The following is a 14,722-nucleotide window of genomic DNA, read 5'->3' as shown; positions in this document are numbered from 1 at the left end:
GTTAATCAATTTCAGGCCCGGTGGTTATCCGCCGGCAATCAGTTTTGACCCTGTTATCAGGGTAAGAGTAATGACGCGACATGCTATATTCAACGTTTGATCCGACTTTCAACGATGCCACTAAAGAGCCGATGTTTTTTGGCCATAACGTTAATGTCGCCCGTTACGACAAACAGAAATACCCAATTATTGAGAAGCTAATCGATAAGCAGCTATCTTTTTTTGGCGTCCTGAAGAGGTCGATCTTTCGACTGACCGTAAAGACTTTATGGTGATGCCGGATCACGAGAAGCATATCTTTCTTAGTAACCTGAAGTATCAGACGCTGTTGGATTCTGTGCAGGGACGTTCGCCTAACATTGCGTTCCTACCGGTGGTATCGCTGCCTGAGTTAGAAACCTGGCTAGAAACCTGGTCTTTCAGTGAAACGATCCACAGTCGTTCATATACCCATATCATCCGTAATATCCTGACCGAACCGTCAGAGGTGTTTGACGAGATCGTGACCAACGAAGAGATCGTCAAGCGGGCACGTAGCGTGACTCGTTTATATGATGAGTTCATCGAATTGGTGAACGTCTATATGATACAGGGGCCGGGTGAGCACCTTATTGATGGCAAAACCTACGATACTAGCCTGTATAATCTTAAAACCAAGCTGTACCTAACGCTGGTCTCGGTAAACGTGCTCGAAGCGATTCGCTTCTACGTTAGCTTCGCTTGTTCGTTCGCCTTTGCTGAACGGGCCATTATGGAAGGTAACGCCAAAATTATTAAATTGATTGCTCGGGATGAGGCACTTCACCTCACGGGAACTCAGTTTATGCTTAATATGTTGGCGTCCGGTGCCGACGACCCTGAGTTCAAGACGATCGCTAAAGAGTGTGAGCCTCAGGTGTATGAGATCTTCCGTGAAGCGGCTGAGCAAGAGAAAGAGTGGGCGGGTTATCTCTTTAAAGATGGCTCAATGATCGGTCTTAATGCGCGTATTTTGTCAGATTACGTTGAATATATTACCAATGTGCGGATGAAAGCGCTCAACCTAAACGAAATGTTCCCAGCGAAGCAAAATCCACTACCTTGGATGAATGCGTGGCTGGTGAGTGACAATGTGCAGGTTGCACCTCAGGAAGCCGAAATTAGTTCCTATCTAGTGGGAGCGATTGATAATGAAATGGGTGAAGATGACTTCGATGGTTTCGACCTCTAAGGAAAAGGTCATGTCTGGAATACCGAGAATAAAGGTCAATAATCACAGCACCTTCTATTATCAGTATGAATACTCCTTGCTGGACGCGTTGGAAGCTCAGGAAATTCCTGCGCCTTATAACTGTCGCGGCGGCTACTGTGGTTGCTGCCGGGTGCGTTTGATCGAAGGCGAGGTCGAAGAAGTTCAAGATGCACTGTATGACACGGTAGGTGATGAGATTCTTGCCTGTTGTTGTAAACCGGTATCCCATGTTGAAATTGAGCTACTAGAAGATTGATCGATTTAATCCTCTAAATTCTCGTCGCTGATTTTTTAAGCTTAAGTTATCAGCTAGAACTATCATTTCCTGCTCGCTAGTTGCGTCGTGCGACGCCGATGCGATAGCGGCCATTCTCTTTTTATGATCTAAAATTTCTTACCGAATGAGTCTAAAGGGCTACTAGTGGATAACAATATGATGCTATCGGATAGGCAAATTTTAGCCAGCGTAGCGCGAGGTTAAAAAAGGCGAGGCTTAAAAGTTCTTCACAGCTTAGAGTTGCCAGCGATGATAGTGTATCAATGTTGTTAAGTTATACCGTCTTGCGGGGGGGCTAGAGCCTAACTTATTGAAAATAAATAGAGTTGTTCTGTTGTGATGCTTTTATAGACAATTTTCTTGAAGCCCCGTACTATCACCTTCCCAGCGACTTACCAAAAAGTAATGCACTGAGTTATCCACAGAATTTGTGCATGACAAAAAGCTTGAATAAGTGACAGTTTATAGGCAACGGTTGTGTGGGTGCTGACGGTAATGCATGGATGTGTCGGTTGACAGTGCAGCCTTAAGGCCAAGCCTCTAGGAATAAGCATCTAGTAAGAATAAGCCTCTAGGAATACACCGTTAGCAATGTAAAGCTAAGTCGCTAAGATTTAGCGGTGCTAGACCCTGCTGATGAGATTGAGTCTCTGTCGTGTTAGAGGCGCTTCAGACATTTTCAGTTAACGATCTTCTGAACCGAGAGCTAAACTTCGGTAGAATAGACACTACTTTTGTACCCGATCATATTTCAGGCGCCGTATTGATGAACAGAAAAAAGAAGATAAACAGTATTTTGAAAAAGCGGGCGAAGAAAGCCAATGCAAAAGTTCATGTATCGGGTAAGCCGCGTTATATCTCAAAGGATGAGCGTGCCAAAATGGACCCGCAGGATGCTGAACAATGATCGAGAATACCACCGGGGGTACGCAAAAAAATAATCCTCTGCATGGGGTTACCTTGCAACAGATCGTGACTGATCTCGAAGCTGAATATGGCTGGGAGGAGTTAGGGCGACGGATTAATATTCGCTGCTTTCAGAGTGACCCGAGCATTAAGTCGAGTCTGAAGTTTTTACGTAAGACGCCCTGGGCCAGAGAAAAGGTGGAACAGTTGTGGCTTCTGTTGCAGAAGGGCAAAACTGTTTGGGCCAGCACTAAGGCTTAATCGTTAAGCATTGACGCCTTATAAAAAGGGTTGGATTATAAACAGGCCCTTTAGCTGCGTTGTTATCTGCACAGCGCGATATATATCATTATCCTTCATCTTTGTCGCACGCTCTGCTTAGTTCTGTAAGAGCCGGGCGTCTACGCGTTTTAAACCCTCGTTATTCTTATTGCCCAGCACTGCGATCCAACCTTAATGCTTGTCACGTTGCCGTCGAGTGAATAGTGACTGAGAGTCTTTATTACGGGGTTGGAAGCAGCGTTAATTTTCGCTTGGTTGGTATTGAGTCCAAGCTTACCTATTTTCTCTCGTTACATTGGCAATGTAACCGGCCATCCATTTTCCCAGTTTAAGGCTCATGGGGGCGTTTGAACTCACCGTTTATTGGGGTTGTATTTGGTGTGAATTTGTACGTTTTACCACTTGTATTTAGGTAAATATTTTCGTAAGCGTCGACTGCTCACACGTTGCCTGAAAATAAGTGAGATGCGAAGTTCCCATTTAAAAATAGATGGGAACGTAACATGCATAAATCCACACTACCGCCACGACGTCGATATTCCCCCGAACTGAAACTCAAGATAGTTCATGAAGCGATTACAGGCCCTGAGTCTAAGGCGGCGATTGCGCGTGAATATGACATCAACGCAAATATGTTGTCGAACTGGATTAGAGAGTTTCGGAACGAGGCTCGCTGGGTTAAGAAAGCAAACTCGCCCATGATACCTATGATTGTTGTTGATGATTCAACTGATCAGCACGCGCCAAATCACCAACCATGTGCGCAGACACCAGAGTCGACACGGCCCTCTATGTCAGTTATGAGTATCCGGTTTAACTCAGGCCATCAGCTCAATTTGAGTAATCCGACGGATACCCAGCTCGGTCAGATCTTGAGGGCACTGGTATGATGGGGTTACCTTCAGGTACACGTGTTTGGCTGATCGCCGGTCATACGGATATGCGCAAAGGCTTTGATGGTCTTGCTGGTGTTGTCCAATATCAGATTGATAAAGATCCCTTTTCAGGGCAGCTCTTTGTGTTCAGAGGAAGGCGTGGTGACCGGATCAAAGTGCTCTGGTGGGACGGTCAAGGACTCTGCCTGTTTTATAAGCGTCTTGAACAGGGCCGATTCGTTTGGCCTCAGGCGAAAAATGGCGTTATTCACCTATCGACTGCGCAGCTCTCTATGCTGCTCGAAGGGATAGACTGGAGAGCTCCCAAACGTACTAATCGACCACATTTGTCTGCTTGAAAATCTAATAAATACGCGGATTTCAGAGGGTATTCTGATAAAATATACCTCATGAAAATGACCGCTGATTCCCTGCCCAATGATCCTGAACTGCTCAAGCAGATAGTGCTTTCTATGCAGCAGAATCTGACGGTGGAGCGGACCCGAAATGAGCATCTTGAGCTACGTCTTGCTGCGCTGCTTCGGAACCGTTTTGGCCGTTCCAGTGAACGCACGGATAGTACTGATCAGCTTGATCTTCTGATCGAAGATACCGAAACAGCGATCGCTCAGATATCGCCAAACTCCACAGTGTCTGCGCGGTCATCTTCCACCTCGCGCGGCCGTAAACGCTTTAGCGAATCACTCCCGCGTGAAGAGCGCCGTCATGAACCCGCAAGCTGTCACTGTCCTGACTGTGGAGGGAAGATGAAACTAATCGGGGAAGACCTCTCTGAGATGCTGCACGTGGTGCCGGAACAGTATGTGGTTCTGCAACAGGTTCGCCCTAAGTATGGCTGTAGTGCTTGCGATCAGATCGCTCAAGCACCTGCGCAAGAACGCGTCATTGATAAAGGGATCGCCTCGGCTGCACTGATCGCTCAGGTCATCGTTGATAAATACGCAGATCACTTGCCACTCTATCGTCAGGAAGGACGCTTCAAGCGTTCAGATATCGAACTGGATCGTTCGACGTTAGCGGGTTGGGTTGGCCGTGCCGGTGCGCTGTTAGAGCCCTTGGTGCAGGCCATCCGCACGCATGTGATGTCAGCACACAAACTCCATGCGGATGATACAACGGCACCAACGCTCAAGCCCGGAAATAACAAAACCCTAACGGGGCGCTACTGGAACTACGTACGAGATGATCGTCCCTGGGGAGGCGATGCAGCGCCTGCTGTTTGGTTCCAGTACAGTACCACCCGGTCAGGAAAAGAACCTGCCGCTCACTTGAAGGGTTATCGCGGGATCATCCAGACTGATGCTTATGCGGGTTATAACCTTGCCGTTCAGTCCGGCATCACGCGAGCGGGTTGCTGGGCTCATGTCCGCAGAAAGTTCTTCGAGCTTGCTGAATCGACAAAAAGCCCTGTTGCGCTGGAAGCCGTTGAACGAATAAACGCGTTGTATCAGGTTGAAAAACAGATCAAGGGTAAGCCGCCGGATGAACGGCAATATGATAGGCAGAAAAATGCCAAACCTTTGATGGATGATCTGTATACCTGGTTAGATCAGACCCTTCGACAATGCTCTAAAGGCTCGGCTTTGGGACGAGCGATCAACTATGCTCGCAAACAATGGGATAGCCTGACGCGGTATCTTGATGATGGCCGTATAGAAATAGACAACAACGCCGCTGAGCGGGCTATTCGCCCACTAGCGCTGGGGCGGAAGAATCACCTATTCGCCGGTTCTGAGGATGGAGGGCATTATGGTGCTGCGCTTTATAGCATCATGGGCACAGCGAAGCTCAACGGTATCGACCCAAAGGCTTACCTGACAGCCGTGCTAAAACGGATCAACAATACCAAGACCACAGATATTGAAAGTCTGCTGCCTTGGAATATCAATCTCAATGACTCTCAGGTAACCGAAGCGATCTAGGGTGTGAGCAGTCTACGCTTACATATTTTCGTCTATAAGTGGCGCTAAGTTGCTACATAAAAATAGTTAGTAACTACTCTCTTTATACACGGCGAAAGCAGCGCTGTAGCTAAATTGCAATATTTAATTCACAGCAAAATAAAATCTTTTACCCAGCCGGGTTAAAGTTCGCTAAAAAGTTTTATAAATTCCTGTTGAAATACGTAACTTATTGAAAAATAATAAGTTAAATTTGTGTGTCGTTTATGTGTACGATTTGTGTCAGGGCCAATAACCACGGGCGTTTTAGCCATCTGCCCCAATACTATTAACAGTTTTATCCACAGAAAATGTGTACAACTAGTCCGGTGTATAACCGCTCCATGTTGGCCGCATCCGTCGGGTATCGATGTGGCTAAATAGCTACTAAATGAATCCTTCTTGACGCTTAGATTTGCGCTGATCCAGATCAATTATTATGTACATTAAAGCGACTAGAGTTTAGTCATTGCCGGTGAGTCAGGTTTATCGGTGAGGGAGGATTTATGGATGCAATTTCAGAGCTTCAAATAGGGACCCAGCCAGCGCTGATTAAAGCAACGGCACAAGGAGTGAGTCAGCTCAGTCAAAAATCTTTTCAAGCAGTATCTGCCCAAGTGCATAGTGGCAAGACGATTGACTGGGTTAACCAGCAGTTTGAATGTAATGGCCGGTTTCCGGCACGCTGTACATTGAATGAAACCACCAATTACGCAATCACATTGCTACATGTGCAGGCTTACAATGATTGGTGTAAAGCGGTGTCGGCCAATGGTGCCGTCAGTGCTTGGGTAGATGACTGGCTTAGTGCGGATGAGATCACGCAGTTACGGGAGTATAAAGGTTCACACTGATCAATATTGTTTTGCTTTGAGAGTGGGTTAAAGAGAGGGTTATTCTGCCTTCTCTTTATATTCACACAGGTCTTCAATCAGGCAGGAGCCACAACGGGGTTTACGCGCGATACAGGTATAGCGTCCATGTAGAATAAGCCAGTGGTGGGCATCAATAAGAAACTCTTTTGGCACAAAGCGCATGAGTTTTTTCTCGACTTCCAATACATTTTTGCCCGGTGCAATTTTAGTGCGATTCGCTACTCTGAAAATATGGGTGTCTACTGCCATTGCTGGCTGCCCGAAGGCGGTGTTGAGCACGACATTAGCGGTTTTACGACCCACGCCCGGTAAAGCTTCAAGATCTTCCCGATTATCTGGCACGATGGAGTCGTGTTGCTCGATCAATATTTTACAGGCTTTGATTATATTCTCGGCTTTGGCGTTATACAGGCCGATGGTCTTTATATATTGCTTTAAACCATCCACACCTAATGCGTAGATCGCTGACGGTGTATTAGCTACCGGGAACAGCTTACGGGTGGCTTTATTGACCCCTACATCTGTTGCTTGAGCTGATAGCGTAACGGCCACTAATAGCTCGAATGGACTGCTGTATTCAAGCTCGGTCACTGGGTGTGGATTGGCTTCACGTAGGCGAGCAAATATTTCGTAGCGTTTGGCAGCGTTCATGGATTAACATTCGTTAGCAGTTGTCGGGAGCCGTATGGTATCGGGCTGAGTGGGTTCGGGCAAGCGCCGGCTCTTGGGCAAGGTTGTCTTGTCAGCATCCAATACTGCGCTAATCTTAATCAAACGGGTGCATCAAATCAGTGTTGGTGATGAAAATCGTTCAGCGTTGCTCTAATACCTCTGTGATGATAGCTATCAGTTGGATGACTGAGATATAGTTAACAGCGGTGTTTATTGACTTGGAGATTGTCTATATGGTGAGTGCTTCGCCGTTAGCTGAGGATAAAAAACTGTTGGTTATCTATCGGGTTGAACCCGGATGCTTGGGCCCCAATGGTAAAAACTTAGTCGATGCTTTCTGTCGCTTTGCCCAGTTAAATAGCCAATCACAGGATGGCGATATTATAAGATTGAATATCGTGCCGAGAAACAGTAAAACACTGCCTGAAATAGAATATAATGTGGTCGGCAAGAGATTAAGCTATGCTCAAGCTGTACGGTACTTAGCGTTGTTCGGTAAAAGCCTTGATGGATTCGAAGGCCATTTGGGTGAAAGGATTGCATTATTTATAGAGGATTTTATGAGTCGGCAGTGATCGTCTCATCAATACAGCTTCTTTACACCTCAGCTGATACGTTTAGCCACACGATTAAATGGTATTGAGAACCCATACCAGTCACCCTTATGGAATTACAATGAAAAAGACGTTTCACTTAGCGCACCCTAAGCTCACCGTTCCGCGGCATGTTGATGCGATTAAGCATGAAGTTAAAAAATATTTAAAAAGAGAGCGCAACAAGGCGCTGCCCGAAAATGCTGATTTCTGGGATTTTGATTGCCGTTTCGGCGATGATGAAGCCACTAGTTCGGTTATTCATTCATCTGAGATCTCGAAAAAGATCTCTGAAGTTGAAGCTAAAAACCAAGAATCGTTCTATTTAGAGATTCTGGCTAAACCCGGTTACCGCACTGAAAAGCCTGATCAGGCTGAATAACGCGATAATTAGCTAAAAAAAGCGACCCAGTGGTCGCTTTTTTTGTCTTTACTCGATGGCAATTATCTTTGCTATCGCTAGGGTAGTAAATGCTCTGTCATCGGTGATGCGTAAAGCTACTCAGGTGGCAGATGATGGCTTGCCGTTGCCTTTAGCGATGCTCACCTAATAATCCACTTGCTTCGCCCTTATCTCGTTTCGCCGCTTTTTTCTCTTTGGCGGTCATGAGTGGTTTTTTCTTCGACTCTTTCTTGCTGTTCTTATCTTTGCTCATGTTAGTGCTCCAGGAAATATTGAATATTTACAGAACAACCACCATTACTCGTTTTAACCGAACGATTAGGCGCCACAGAGAGGTGCCGGGTCTGTTAAATGGATAGAGTAATCATGGAGCTTTTGAACTTAGCCGAGGCTACACAGGAAGGATTGTCATGATGTGCAGGAAGGACAGACCATCATAGCACGCAAAGGGGCGGGCCGTGAGGATCATTCACTGCTCGCTGCGAGACCTAGAATTGCAGGGCTCGCAGCAAGTCATTGGATCTAAGAGATATTACCGGTTACCCGTACCCGGCGAGTTTCACCGCTTGGTTCCGTAGGGGCGGCCGGTGCTTTACGTTTTTCTTCTAAGCGCTTATCGATAATATTTTTCACGGCGATAAGCAATCCCATACCAACAAAGGCTCCCGGTGGTAGGATAGCGAACAGAAAGCCGACATAGTCTTCGACAATCACTATTTTCCAGCTTTCAGCTGCCGGACCAAATAGTAATTGCATATCGCTGAACAGTGTCCCTAGGCCAAGAATTTCGCGTATCCCCCCCAATACCATCAATACCAAGGTGAAACCAAGCCCCATCATGGCGCCATCGAGTAGCGAAGCGCCGACGGGGTTTTTAATCGCAAAGGCGTCGGCCCGGCCCATAATGGCGCAGTTGGTGACGATCAGCGGAATAAAGATGCCGAGAATAGTGTATAGCTCATAGGTGTATGCCTGCATGAGCAGCTCAATACAGGTGACGAACGAGGCGATAATCATAACGAAAACCGGCAAGCGTACGGATTCAGGAATCAGCTTACGGAACATCGAGATGCTAAGGTTTGATCCGATCAGTACGATGGTACTGGCAAGGCCTAAGCCCATGGCATTAACAACGGTGCCAGTAACCGCGAGCAGCGGACAAAGGCCGAGCAGTTGTACCAAGGCTGGATTGTTATCCCAGAGCCCATCGAGGGTGATTTTTTTATAATCATTCGCCATTTTATTCTGCTCCAGCCGGCGTTGAATTCAGATTAGATCTGGCTTCTAATAGCGCGGTTTTGTGTTCGCGAAAATAGTGAATTGCCCGAGCCGTCGCGTTAACCACGGCTCGGGGGGTAATGGTTGCGCCGGTAAATTGATCGAAGCGTCCGCCATCTTTTTTGACAGCCCAGGAAGGATCGTCATCGCCGTTATAGCGCTGGCCATCGAAGCCATGTAGCCAGGTCGATTTTTTCAGCTCGACTTTGTCGCCCAGTCCGGGGGTTTCTTTATGGGCTAATACCCTAACGCCGGCGACGGACTCATCGGCATTGATACCGACAATCATATCGATATTGCCGGTATAACCATCCGGTGCGGTGACGGGGATAATCACTGTGGTCACCTGACCATTGCGACGCGCCCGAAATAGATCGACCGGTACGGTGCTGCCGGTTAAAGCCGGCTCATTGATCGAGAGGGTATCTTCCAGCAGGTTATTCTCAATGCTGTCTTTGGGTACAATCTGGTACAGTGCTTTGGCACGTGCTTCCCGTTCATTGAGCTTGATTTGATCTTGGGTCGAGATCTGTGTCAGGGCAATAGCGCCAGAAGTGATCACGGCAAAGATGCTCAGCCCGAGTGCGCTGTTGCGGATAGCGGTTAACATGTCCATTATTTCATCCCCCGGTTGGGTTTGGCATGACCATAGCTGCGGGGCTGGGTGTATTGATCGATAAAGGGGGCACAGAGGTTCATTAGTAGTATCGCAAAGGCGACGGCATCGGGGTAGTTACCCCAAGTGCGAATAATAAATATCAGTATGCCTATCCCTACGCCAAACCATAGCTTGCCTTTATTACTAGTGGCTGAGGTGACCGGATCGGTGGCGATAAAGAACGCCCCCAGCATGGTGGCACCGGTGGTCAGGTGGAAAAACGGATCGGGATACTGGGCAGGCATCAAGAGGAAAGACAGGGTTGACAGTAGGGTTAGGCTGCCTAACAGCGCGACCGGAGTGTGCCAGGTGAAGATTTTTTTATATAGCAGAAATACGCCACCCATAAAGTAGGCTGCGCTGACGGCGTGCCAAGCACCGATACCATTGGCCAATAAGGCATTTTCAACCCACATCTCTTCTGTCGTAAAACCACCACGGTGACGCATAATATCCAGCGGCGTCGCCATAGTATGGGCATCGACGGCGGGCCCCGCGGTGCCGAAAATGGCCGCCAAGGTATCGCCTAAGGAAAGCACCGACCAGCCATCACCGATCATCACAAAGGGGCCAGCCCAACTGGTCATCTGTACGGGAAACGATACCAGCAGCAATGCATAGGCAACCATCGCGGGATTAAAGGGATTACTGCCCATACCGCCGTAGAGTTGCTTGGCAATGATAATGGCGACAATAATGCCCACCGTCATCACCCACCACGGGGCGAAGGGTGGCAGTGCCAGCCCTAGTAGTACGGCGGTCACAATCGCGCTGTAGTCGGTTAGGTAAAAGCTGACGGGGCGTTGACGCAACTTAACGCAGATCGCTTCCAGCGCGACGGCCAAGAGGGAACCCCAGAGTACTTGGATCAGCGTGCCCCAACCAAAAAAGAAGGTCATGGCCGCCAGCCCAGGGAGGGTTGCCATCAACACGGTAAGCATCACGTTACCGGTATTGCCTGCCCGGTGTGCGTGGGGTGATGTGATTCGGATCAGTGCCATTCTGTTTACTCAGGTCTGCCGCTTTATTTAACAGAAGGTTTAGTTAAGGAGATCTCACTAAACCTGTGTTTAATATGATTAAAAAATCCAAACTGACTCTCCTGACTGACATCTTCAGACTGTGCTGTACGACAGCGGTGTCTGGGGAGGTTAGTCGGAAAAACGTTCGAGGGTGGCGTTTAGTTTTTCCGCCTCCGCACGAACGGTGAGCAGTTCTGCTTCTAGGGTTTGTCGCTTGTCTGGTTCTGCCTTGCTCAAGGCCCGTTCCGCTTTCGTCACTGCAGCCCGCGCCATGGCCGCATCAATTTTGAGTTGTTTCAAATTGATGCCCTGTGCCGCTGCCGCCGCAATTTTTTCCGCTTCGGCAGCATCAAAGGAAGCCTTGGCTGCATCGTGGCGTGCTTTGAGTGCTTCGATCTCGGCGATTAGAGCGCTATTGTCCCCGTCTTCGGGCTGTTCTGCTAACTGCTTTTCCGCTTTCTTGAGTTTGGTGCGCATAATCGATACCTGCTGTTTCAACGCTTTAACGTCAATAACCGCAGGTGTTGCATCTGGCGCCGACTGTACAGATTGAGCGCCGCTGGTGTGCGCGAGTTCATCTTGCAGCTCTTTCAGCTTCGCTTTTAGCTTATCAACGCCGGCGGCCATCTTATCGGCGGCAGGGCTGGCGGATTCCACGGCCGCTTTCCAAGCGTTTTCAGCTTTATCGATTTTGCCTTGCAGAGTGGCGATCTCAGCTTCGAGAGCAGAAGTGTCGATGGTTGTGCTCGGTTGTGCCGTAGCGCGGGCTTGTTGCAGCTCGCCTTCTAGACCGGTTAATTTAACCTTTAGCTTATCAACTCCGGCGGCCATTTTATCGGCAGCAGGGCTGGCCGATTCGACGGCGGCTTTCCAAGCACTTTCAGCCTTAGCGATTTTACCTTGTAAGGTATTGATCTCGGCTTCGAGGTCTGATGTGTCGATGGGCGTGCTTGGTGCGGCAGAAGTGAGAGCTTGTTGGCGCTCAGCTTCAAGGCCGATTAATTTAGCTTTCAGCTTATCAACCCCGGCAGCCATCTTGTCGGCGGCTGGACTGGCGGCTTCAACCGCTGCTTTCCAGGCGTTTTCTGCTTTCGTTATCTTACCTTGTAGAGCGGTGATTTCAGCGTCCAGTGCCGAGGTGTCGATAGCAATACTCGCTGAGTTAGTGCCGTTTTCGGCTGCTTTGTAAGCCGCTTCAGCCTGGGCTGACTTTTCCTGTAGAGCGCTAACCTGGGCTTCGAGTGCTGCAATATCACCTTCGCCACTGGATTGCGCGGCACTCAGTAGTTTTTCAGCTTTCTTCAGCTTGGTTCGGGCGATGGCAGCATTGCTCTTTAACTGCTTCAGATCGGTCACGGGAGGCGCGGCGCTTTTTGCCGGTGCGTTTTGTGCTTCGCTGTAGGCTTTTTCGGCCTGATCTGATTTCAACTGCAGTTGCTTTAGAGTGTTCTGTAGGGTTTCAATGCCGTCGAGCCCTTTGTCTTGGGCGTTAGCCAAGGCTTTTTCCGCTTTTTTGAGCTTCGTACGGGCGATTGCCGCATTACTTTTAAGTTGCTTCAGGTCAGGGATACCGGCATCAGCGGTACTCGTGGTTGATGAAGTCGTTTTGCTCAGGGCTGCATCCTTCTTCGCTGCTTGAGCCGCAGCCGCTTCGATCGCCCGTTGTTTGCGGCGTTCCTCTTTCTCGATTTTGTCTCGTTCTAGGCGGGCAACACGAGCTTCAAAACGAATACGTGCATGGTCTGCTTTACGCTGCTCGTCATCTTCTTTGCGGATCTCGGCCTTAGCAAAGCGATAATACTGTACCAGCGGTATGTTACTCGGGCAGACATAGGAGCACGCACCACACTCGATGCAGTCAAATAGGTTGTGATGACGTGCTTTATCAAACTCTTTGCCTTTGGCGAACCAGTAAAGCTGTTGCGGTAGCAGTTCTGCTGGGCAAACCTGTTCACACATACCGCAACGAATACAGGCTTGTGCCGGCGGTTGCGCTGGCATCTCATCGATACTGGCAGCGATCAGGCAGTTAGTGGTTTTGATGACCGGAATCTGCTCATTGGTGACGGTAATGCCCATCATCGGTCCGCCGATAATCAGCCGCTGCATAGCTTGGCGATTAACATCAGCGTTGTTTAGCAGGTCGGCTATCGGGGTGCCAATACGCACTTCATAGTTCTGTTTATGGGCCGCGGACTCACCGGTGACGGTAATAATTCGAGATATCAGCGGCTCACCATGGGCAACGGCGCGGTAGACCGCCGTCGTCGTACCAACGTTCTGACAGACAATGCCTACATCGGCAGGGATCTTTCCGCTAGGCACTTCAACGCCAGTCAGTAGTTTGATCAGTTGCTTTTCACCCCCGGAAGGGTATTTCGTGGGGGTAATCACGATATCGAGATTCAGGTGGCTTTTATCCAATGCGGCATGCAGCGCACGAATCGCTTGAGGTTTGTTGTCCTCGATGCCAACCATGATATGCAATGGTTTAAGCAGATGGGCGATAATCTCAATACCACCAAGAATTTCATCTGCCCGTTCTCGCATGAGCATATCGTCGGCGGTAATATAGGGTTCACACTCGGCGGCGTTGATGATCAGTGTATTGACGATATGATCATCGCCGAGGTGTAGTTTTACATCGGTTGGAAAGCCTGCGCCACCCATACCAGCGACACCGGCTCGACGGATATATTCGATCAGTTCAGGCTTGGACAGTTGGGTGTAATCCGCTAGTCCCTGATGTTCGATCCATTGATCTTGACCGTCTGATTCGATAATCAGGCAACCGGCATCCATGCCCGACATATGGGGGACAGGGTGCGGCTCGATCGCTACCACGGTGCCAGAAATTGAGGCATGAATATTAGCGCTGATACGGCCGATCGCCTCGGCAACTAACTGTCCTTTTAAAACATGATCGCCGACATTAACCACTGGGTCTGCCGGTAAACCGATATGCTGCTGTAGTGGCAAAACCACCCGAGTTGGCAACGGTGCCAGTGTAATGGGTGCACCGGTGGACTGTTTCTTGTTCTCTGGTGGATGAATGCCGCCATGAAACTGATGTACGCGAATGGTATTTTTCATCCCTTAACCTCCAGCGCAATGCCCGGCTGACGGTCGGTGGCGATCAGTTCAATACCGGGTTTAGGGGCTGGCCACTGCCAGTTATTGAGGGTCGTTTCGAGGGGTAACATATCAATACAATCAACAGGGCAGGGTTCAACACAGAGGTCGCAGCCGGTACATTCCGAGATAATGACGGTGTGCATCTGTTTAGCGGCACCCAGAATGGCGTCTACTGGGCAGGCCTGAATACATTTGGTGCAGCCGATGCACTCATCTTCACGGATATAGGCGACTTTTTTGATCGGCTCTTCTGCATTTTCAGCATCCAGCGGCAAAACTTCGACATCCAGCAAGTCAGCGAGGGCTTCAACGGTGCTTTGCCCTCCCGGCGGGCACTTGTTAATGGCTTCACCGTTAACGATCGCTTCCGCATAGGGGCGACAACCGGGGTGGCCACACTGGCCACACTGGGTTTGGGGCAATAGGGAGTCGACCTGATCAACCAACGGGTTGCCTTCGACCTTAAAACGAATAGAGGAATAGCCCAGCAGTATGCCGAACACTAGACCCAGCCCTAACAATACCAGCACGGCGACTAATACAGCGCTCACGGT

At 49.0% G+C, this 14,722-nt stretch carries 16 protein-coding genes and 1 pseudogene; 10 read left to right on the top strand and 7 right to left on the bottom strand.

The window, feature by feature from the left end; genetic code table 11:
* Positions 1 to 80: 80 nt before the first annotated feature.
* The 8 genes and pseudogenes from nrdB (at position 81) to AC0L4K_RS13955 (ending at position 6,386) form a co-directional block, all read left to right on the top strand.
* A pseudogene (gene nrdB, locus AC0L4K_RS13990) lies at positions 81 to 1,210 on the top strand (class Ia ribonucleoside-diphosphate reductase subunit beta).
* Between the two features lie 10 nt (positions 1,211 to 1,220).
* Positions 1,221 to 1,487 carry a class I ribonucleotide reductase maintenance protein YfaE gene (yfaE, locus tag AC0L4K_RS13985; RefSeq protein ID WP_417226338.1) on the top strand — a complete coding sequence of 89 codons (267 nt, stop codon included), beginning with the start codon at positions 1,221 to 1,223 and terminating at the stop codon, positions 1,485 to 1,487.
* A 787-nt stretch (positions 1,488 to 2,274) separates the two neighbouring features.
* Positions 2,275 to 2,415: a DUF2986 domain-containing protein gene (locus tag AC0L4K_RS13980; RefSeq protein ID WP_417226336.1), complete on the top strand. Its 141-nt coding sequence runs from the start codon at positions 2,275 to 2,277 to the stop codon at positions 2,413 to 2,415.
* Positions 2,412 to 2,675 carry a VF530 family protein gene (locus AC0L4K_RS13975; protein ID WP_473266755.1) on the top strand — a complete coding sequence of 88 codons (264 nt, stop codon included), beginning with the start codon at positions 2,412 to 2,414 and terminating at the stop codon, positions 2,673 to 2,675. Before AC0L4K_RS13980 ends, AC0L4K_RS13975 begins: the two co-directional genes overlap by 4 nt.
* A 524-nt stretch (positions 2,676 to 3,199) precedes the next feature.
* Complete coding sequence (tnpA, locus tag AC0L4K_RS13970; protein ID WP_473266753.1) at positions 3,200 to 3,586, top strand: IS66-like element accessory protein TnpA; 387 nt, start codon at positions 3,200 to 3,202, stop codon at positions 3,584 to 3,586.
* Positions 3,583 to 3,930, top strand: coding sequence for an IS66 family insertion sequence element accessory protein TnpB (gene tnpB / locus AC0L4K_RS13965; protein WP_473266752.1), 348 nt, complete (start codon positions 3,583 to 3,585; stop codon positions 3,928 to 3,930). The genes tnpA and tnpB overlap by 4 nt, the downstream gene beginning before the upstream one ends.
* A 51-nt stretch (positions 3,931 to 3,981) precedes the next feature.
* The gene (gene tnpC, locus AC0L4K_RS13960) at positions 3,982 to 5,514 is read left to right on the top strand and encodes an IS66 family transposase (RefSeq protein ID WP_473266751.1); all 1,533 of its coding nucleotides are present in this window, start codon (positions 3,982 to 3,984) and stop codon (positions 5,512 to 5,514) included.
* 524 nt (positions 5,515 to 6,038) lie between these two features.
* Entirely contained in the window at positions 6,039 to 6,386 is a 348-nt protein-coding gene (locus tag AC0L4K_RS13955) for a hypothetical protein (protein WP_473266749.1), read from the top strand.
* A gap of 39 nt (positions 6,387 to 6,425) precedes the next feature.
* On the opposite strand, the gene nth is transcribed toward AC0L4K_RS13955, so the two are convergent.
* Positions 6,426 to 7,058 (bottom strand): endonuclease III, encoded by a 633-nt coding sequence (gene nth / locus AC0L4K_RS13950; RefSeq protein WP_473266747.1) that lies wholly within the window; start codon positions 7,056 to 7,058, stop codon positions 6,426 to 6,428.
* 239 nt (positions 7,059 to 7,297) lie between these two features.
* Here nth and AC0L4K_RS13945 point away from each other — a divergent pair, with 239 nt between their 5' ends.
* Positions 7,298 to 7,654, top strand: coding sequence for a hypothetical protein (locus tag AC0L4K_RS13945; protein WP_417226329.1), 357 nt, complete (start codon positions 7,298 to 7,300; stop codon positions 7,652 to 7,654).
* 100 nt (positions 7,655 to 7,754) lie between these two features.
* Positions 7,755 to 8,054 carry a DUF6172 family protein gene (locus AC0L4K_RS13940; RefSeq protein WP_473266745.1) on the top strand — a complete coding sequence of 100 codons (300 nt, stop codon included), beginning with the start codon at positions 7,755 to 7,757 and terminating at the stop codon, positions 8,052 to 8,054.
* 151 nt (positions 8,055 to 8,205) lie between these two features.
* Here AC0L4K_RS13940 and AC0L4K_RS13935 read toward each other — a convergent pair whose 3' ends face one another.
* From AC0L4K_RS13935 to rsxB, 6 genes are all read right to left on the bottom strand, one after another.
* Positions 8,206 to 8,328, bottom strand: coding sequence for a hypothetical protein (locus AC0L4K_RS13935; RefSeq protein WP_289847218.1), 123 nt, complete (start codon positions 8,326 to 8,328; stop codon positions 8,206 to 8,208).
* 269 nt (positions 8,329 to 8,597) lie between these two features.
* The gene (locus AC0L4K_RS13930; protein ID WP_473266743.1) at positions 8,598 to 9,314 is read right to left on the bottom strand and encodes an electron transport complex subunit E; all 717 of its coding nucleotides are present in this window, start codon (positions 9,312 to 9,314) and stop codon (positions 8,598 to 8,600) included.
* A 1-nt stretch (position 9,315) separates the two neighbouring features.
* Complete coding sequence (rsxG, locus tag AC0L4K_RS13925; protein WP_417226323.1) at positions 9,316 to 9,969, bottom strand: electron transport complex subunit RsxG; 654 nt, start codon at positions 9,967 to 9,969, stop codon at positions 9,316 to 9,318.
* Complete coding sequence (rsxD, locus tag AC0L4K_RS13920) at positions 9,969 to 11,012, bottom strand: electron transport complex subunit RsxD (RefSeq protein ID WP_417226321.1); 1,044 nt, start codon at positions 11,010 to 11,012, stop codon at positions 9,969 to 9,971. Before rsxD ends, rsxG begins: the two co-directional genes overlap by 1 nt.
* A 150-nt stretch (positions 11,013 to 11,162) precedes the next feature.
* Positions 11,163 to 14,126 (bottom strand): electron transport complex subunit RsxC, encoded by a 2,964-nt coding sequence (gene rsxC, locus AC0L4K_RS13915; protein ID WP_473266742.1) that lies wholly within the window; start codon positions 14,124 to 14,126, stop codon positions 11,163 to 11,165.
* Positions 14,123 to 14,719, bottom strand: coding sequence for an electron transport complex subunit RsxB (rsxB, locus tag AC0L4K_RS13910; protein ID WP_473266741.1), 597 nt, complete (start codon positions 14,717 to 14,719; stop codon positions 14,123 to 14,125). Before rsxB ends, rsxC begins: the two co-directional genes overlap by 4 nt.
* Between the last annotated feature and the right edge of the window lie 3 nt (positions 14,720 to 14,722).

The organism is Amphritea sp. GJ51-11 (assembly GCF_055808735.1).
The sequence above is the reverse complement of the archived record's forward strand: the minus strand, read 5'-3'. Positions and strand labels throughout refer to the sequence as shown.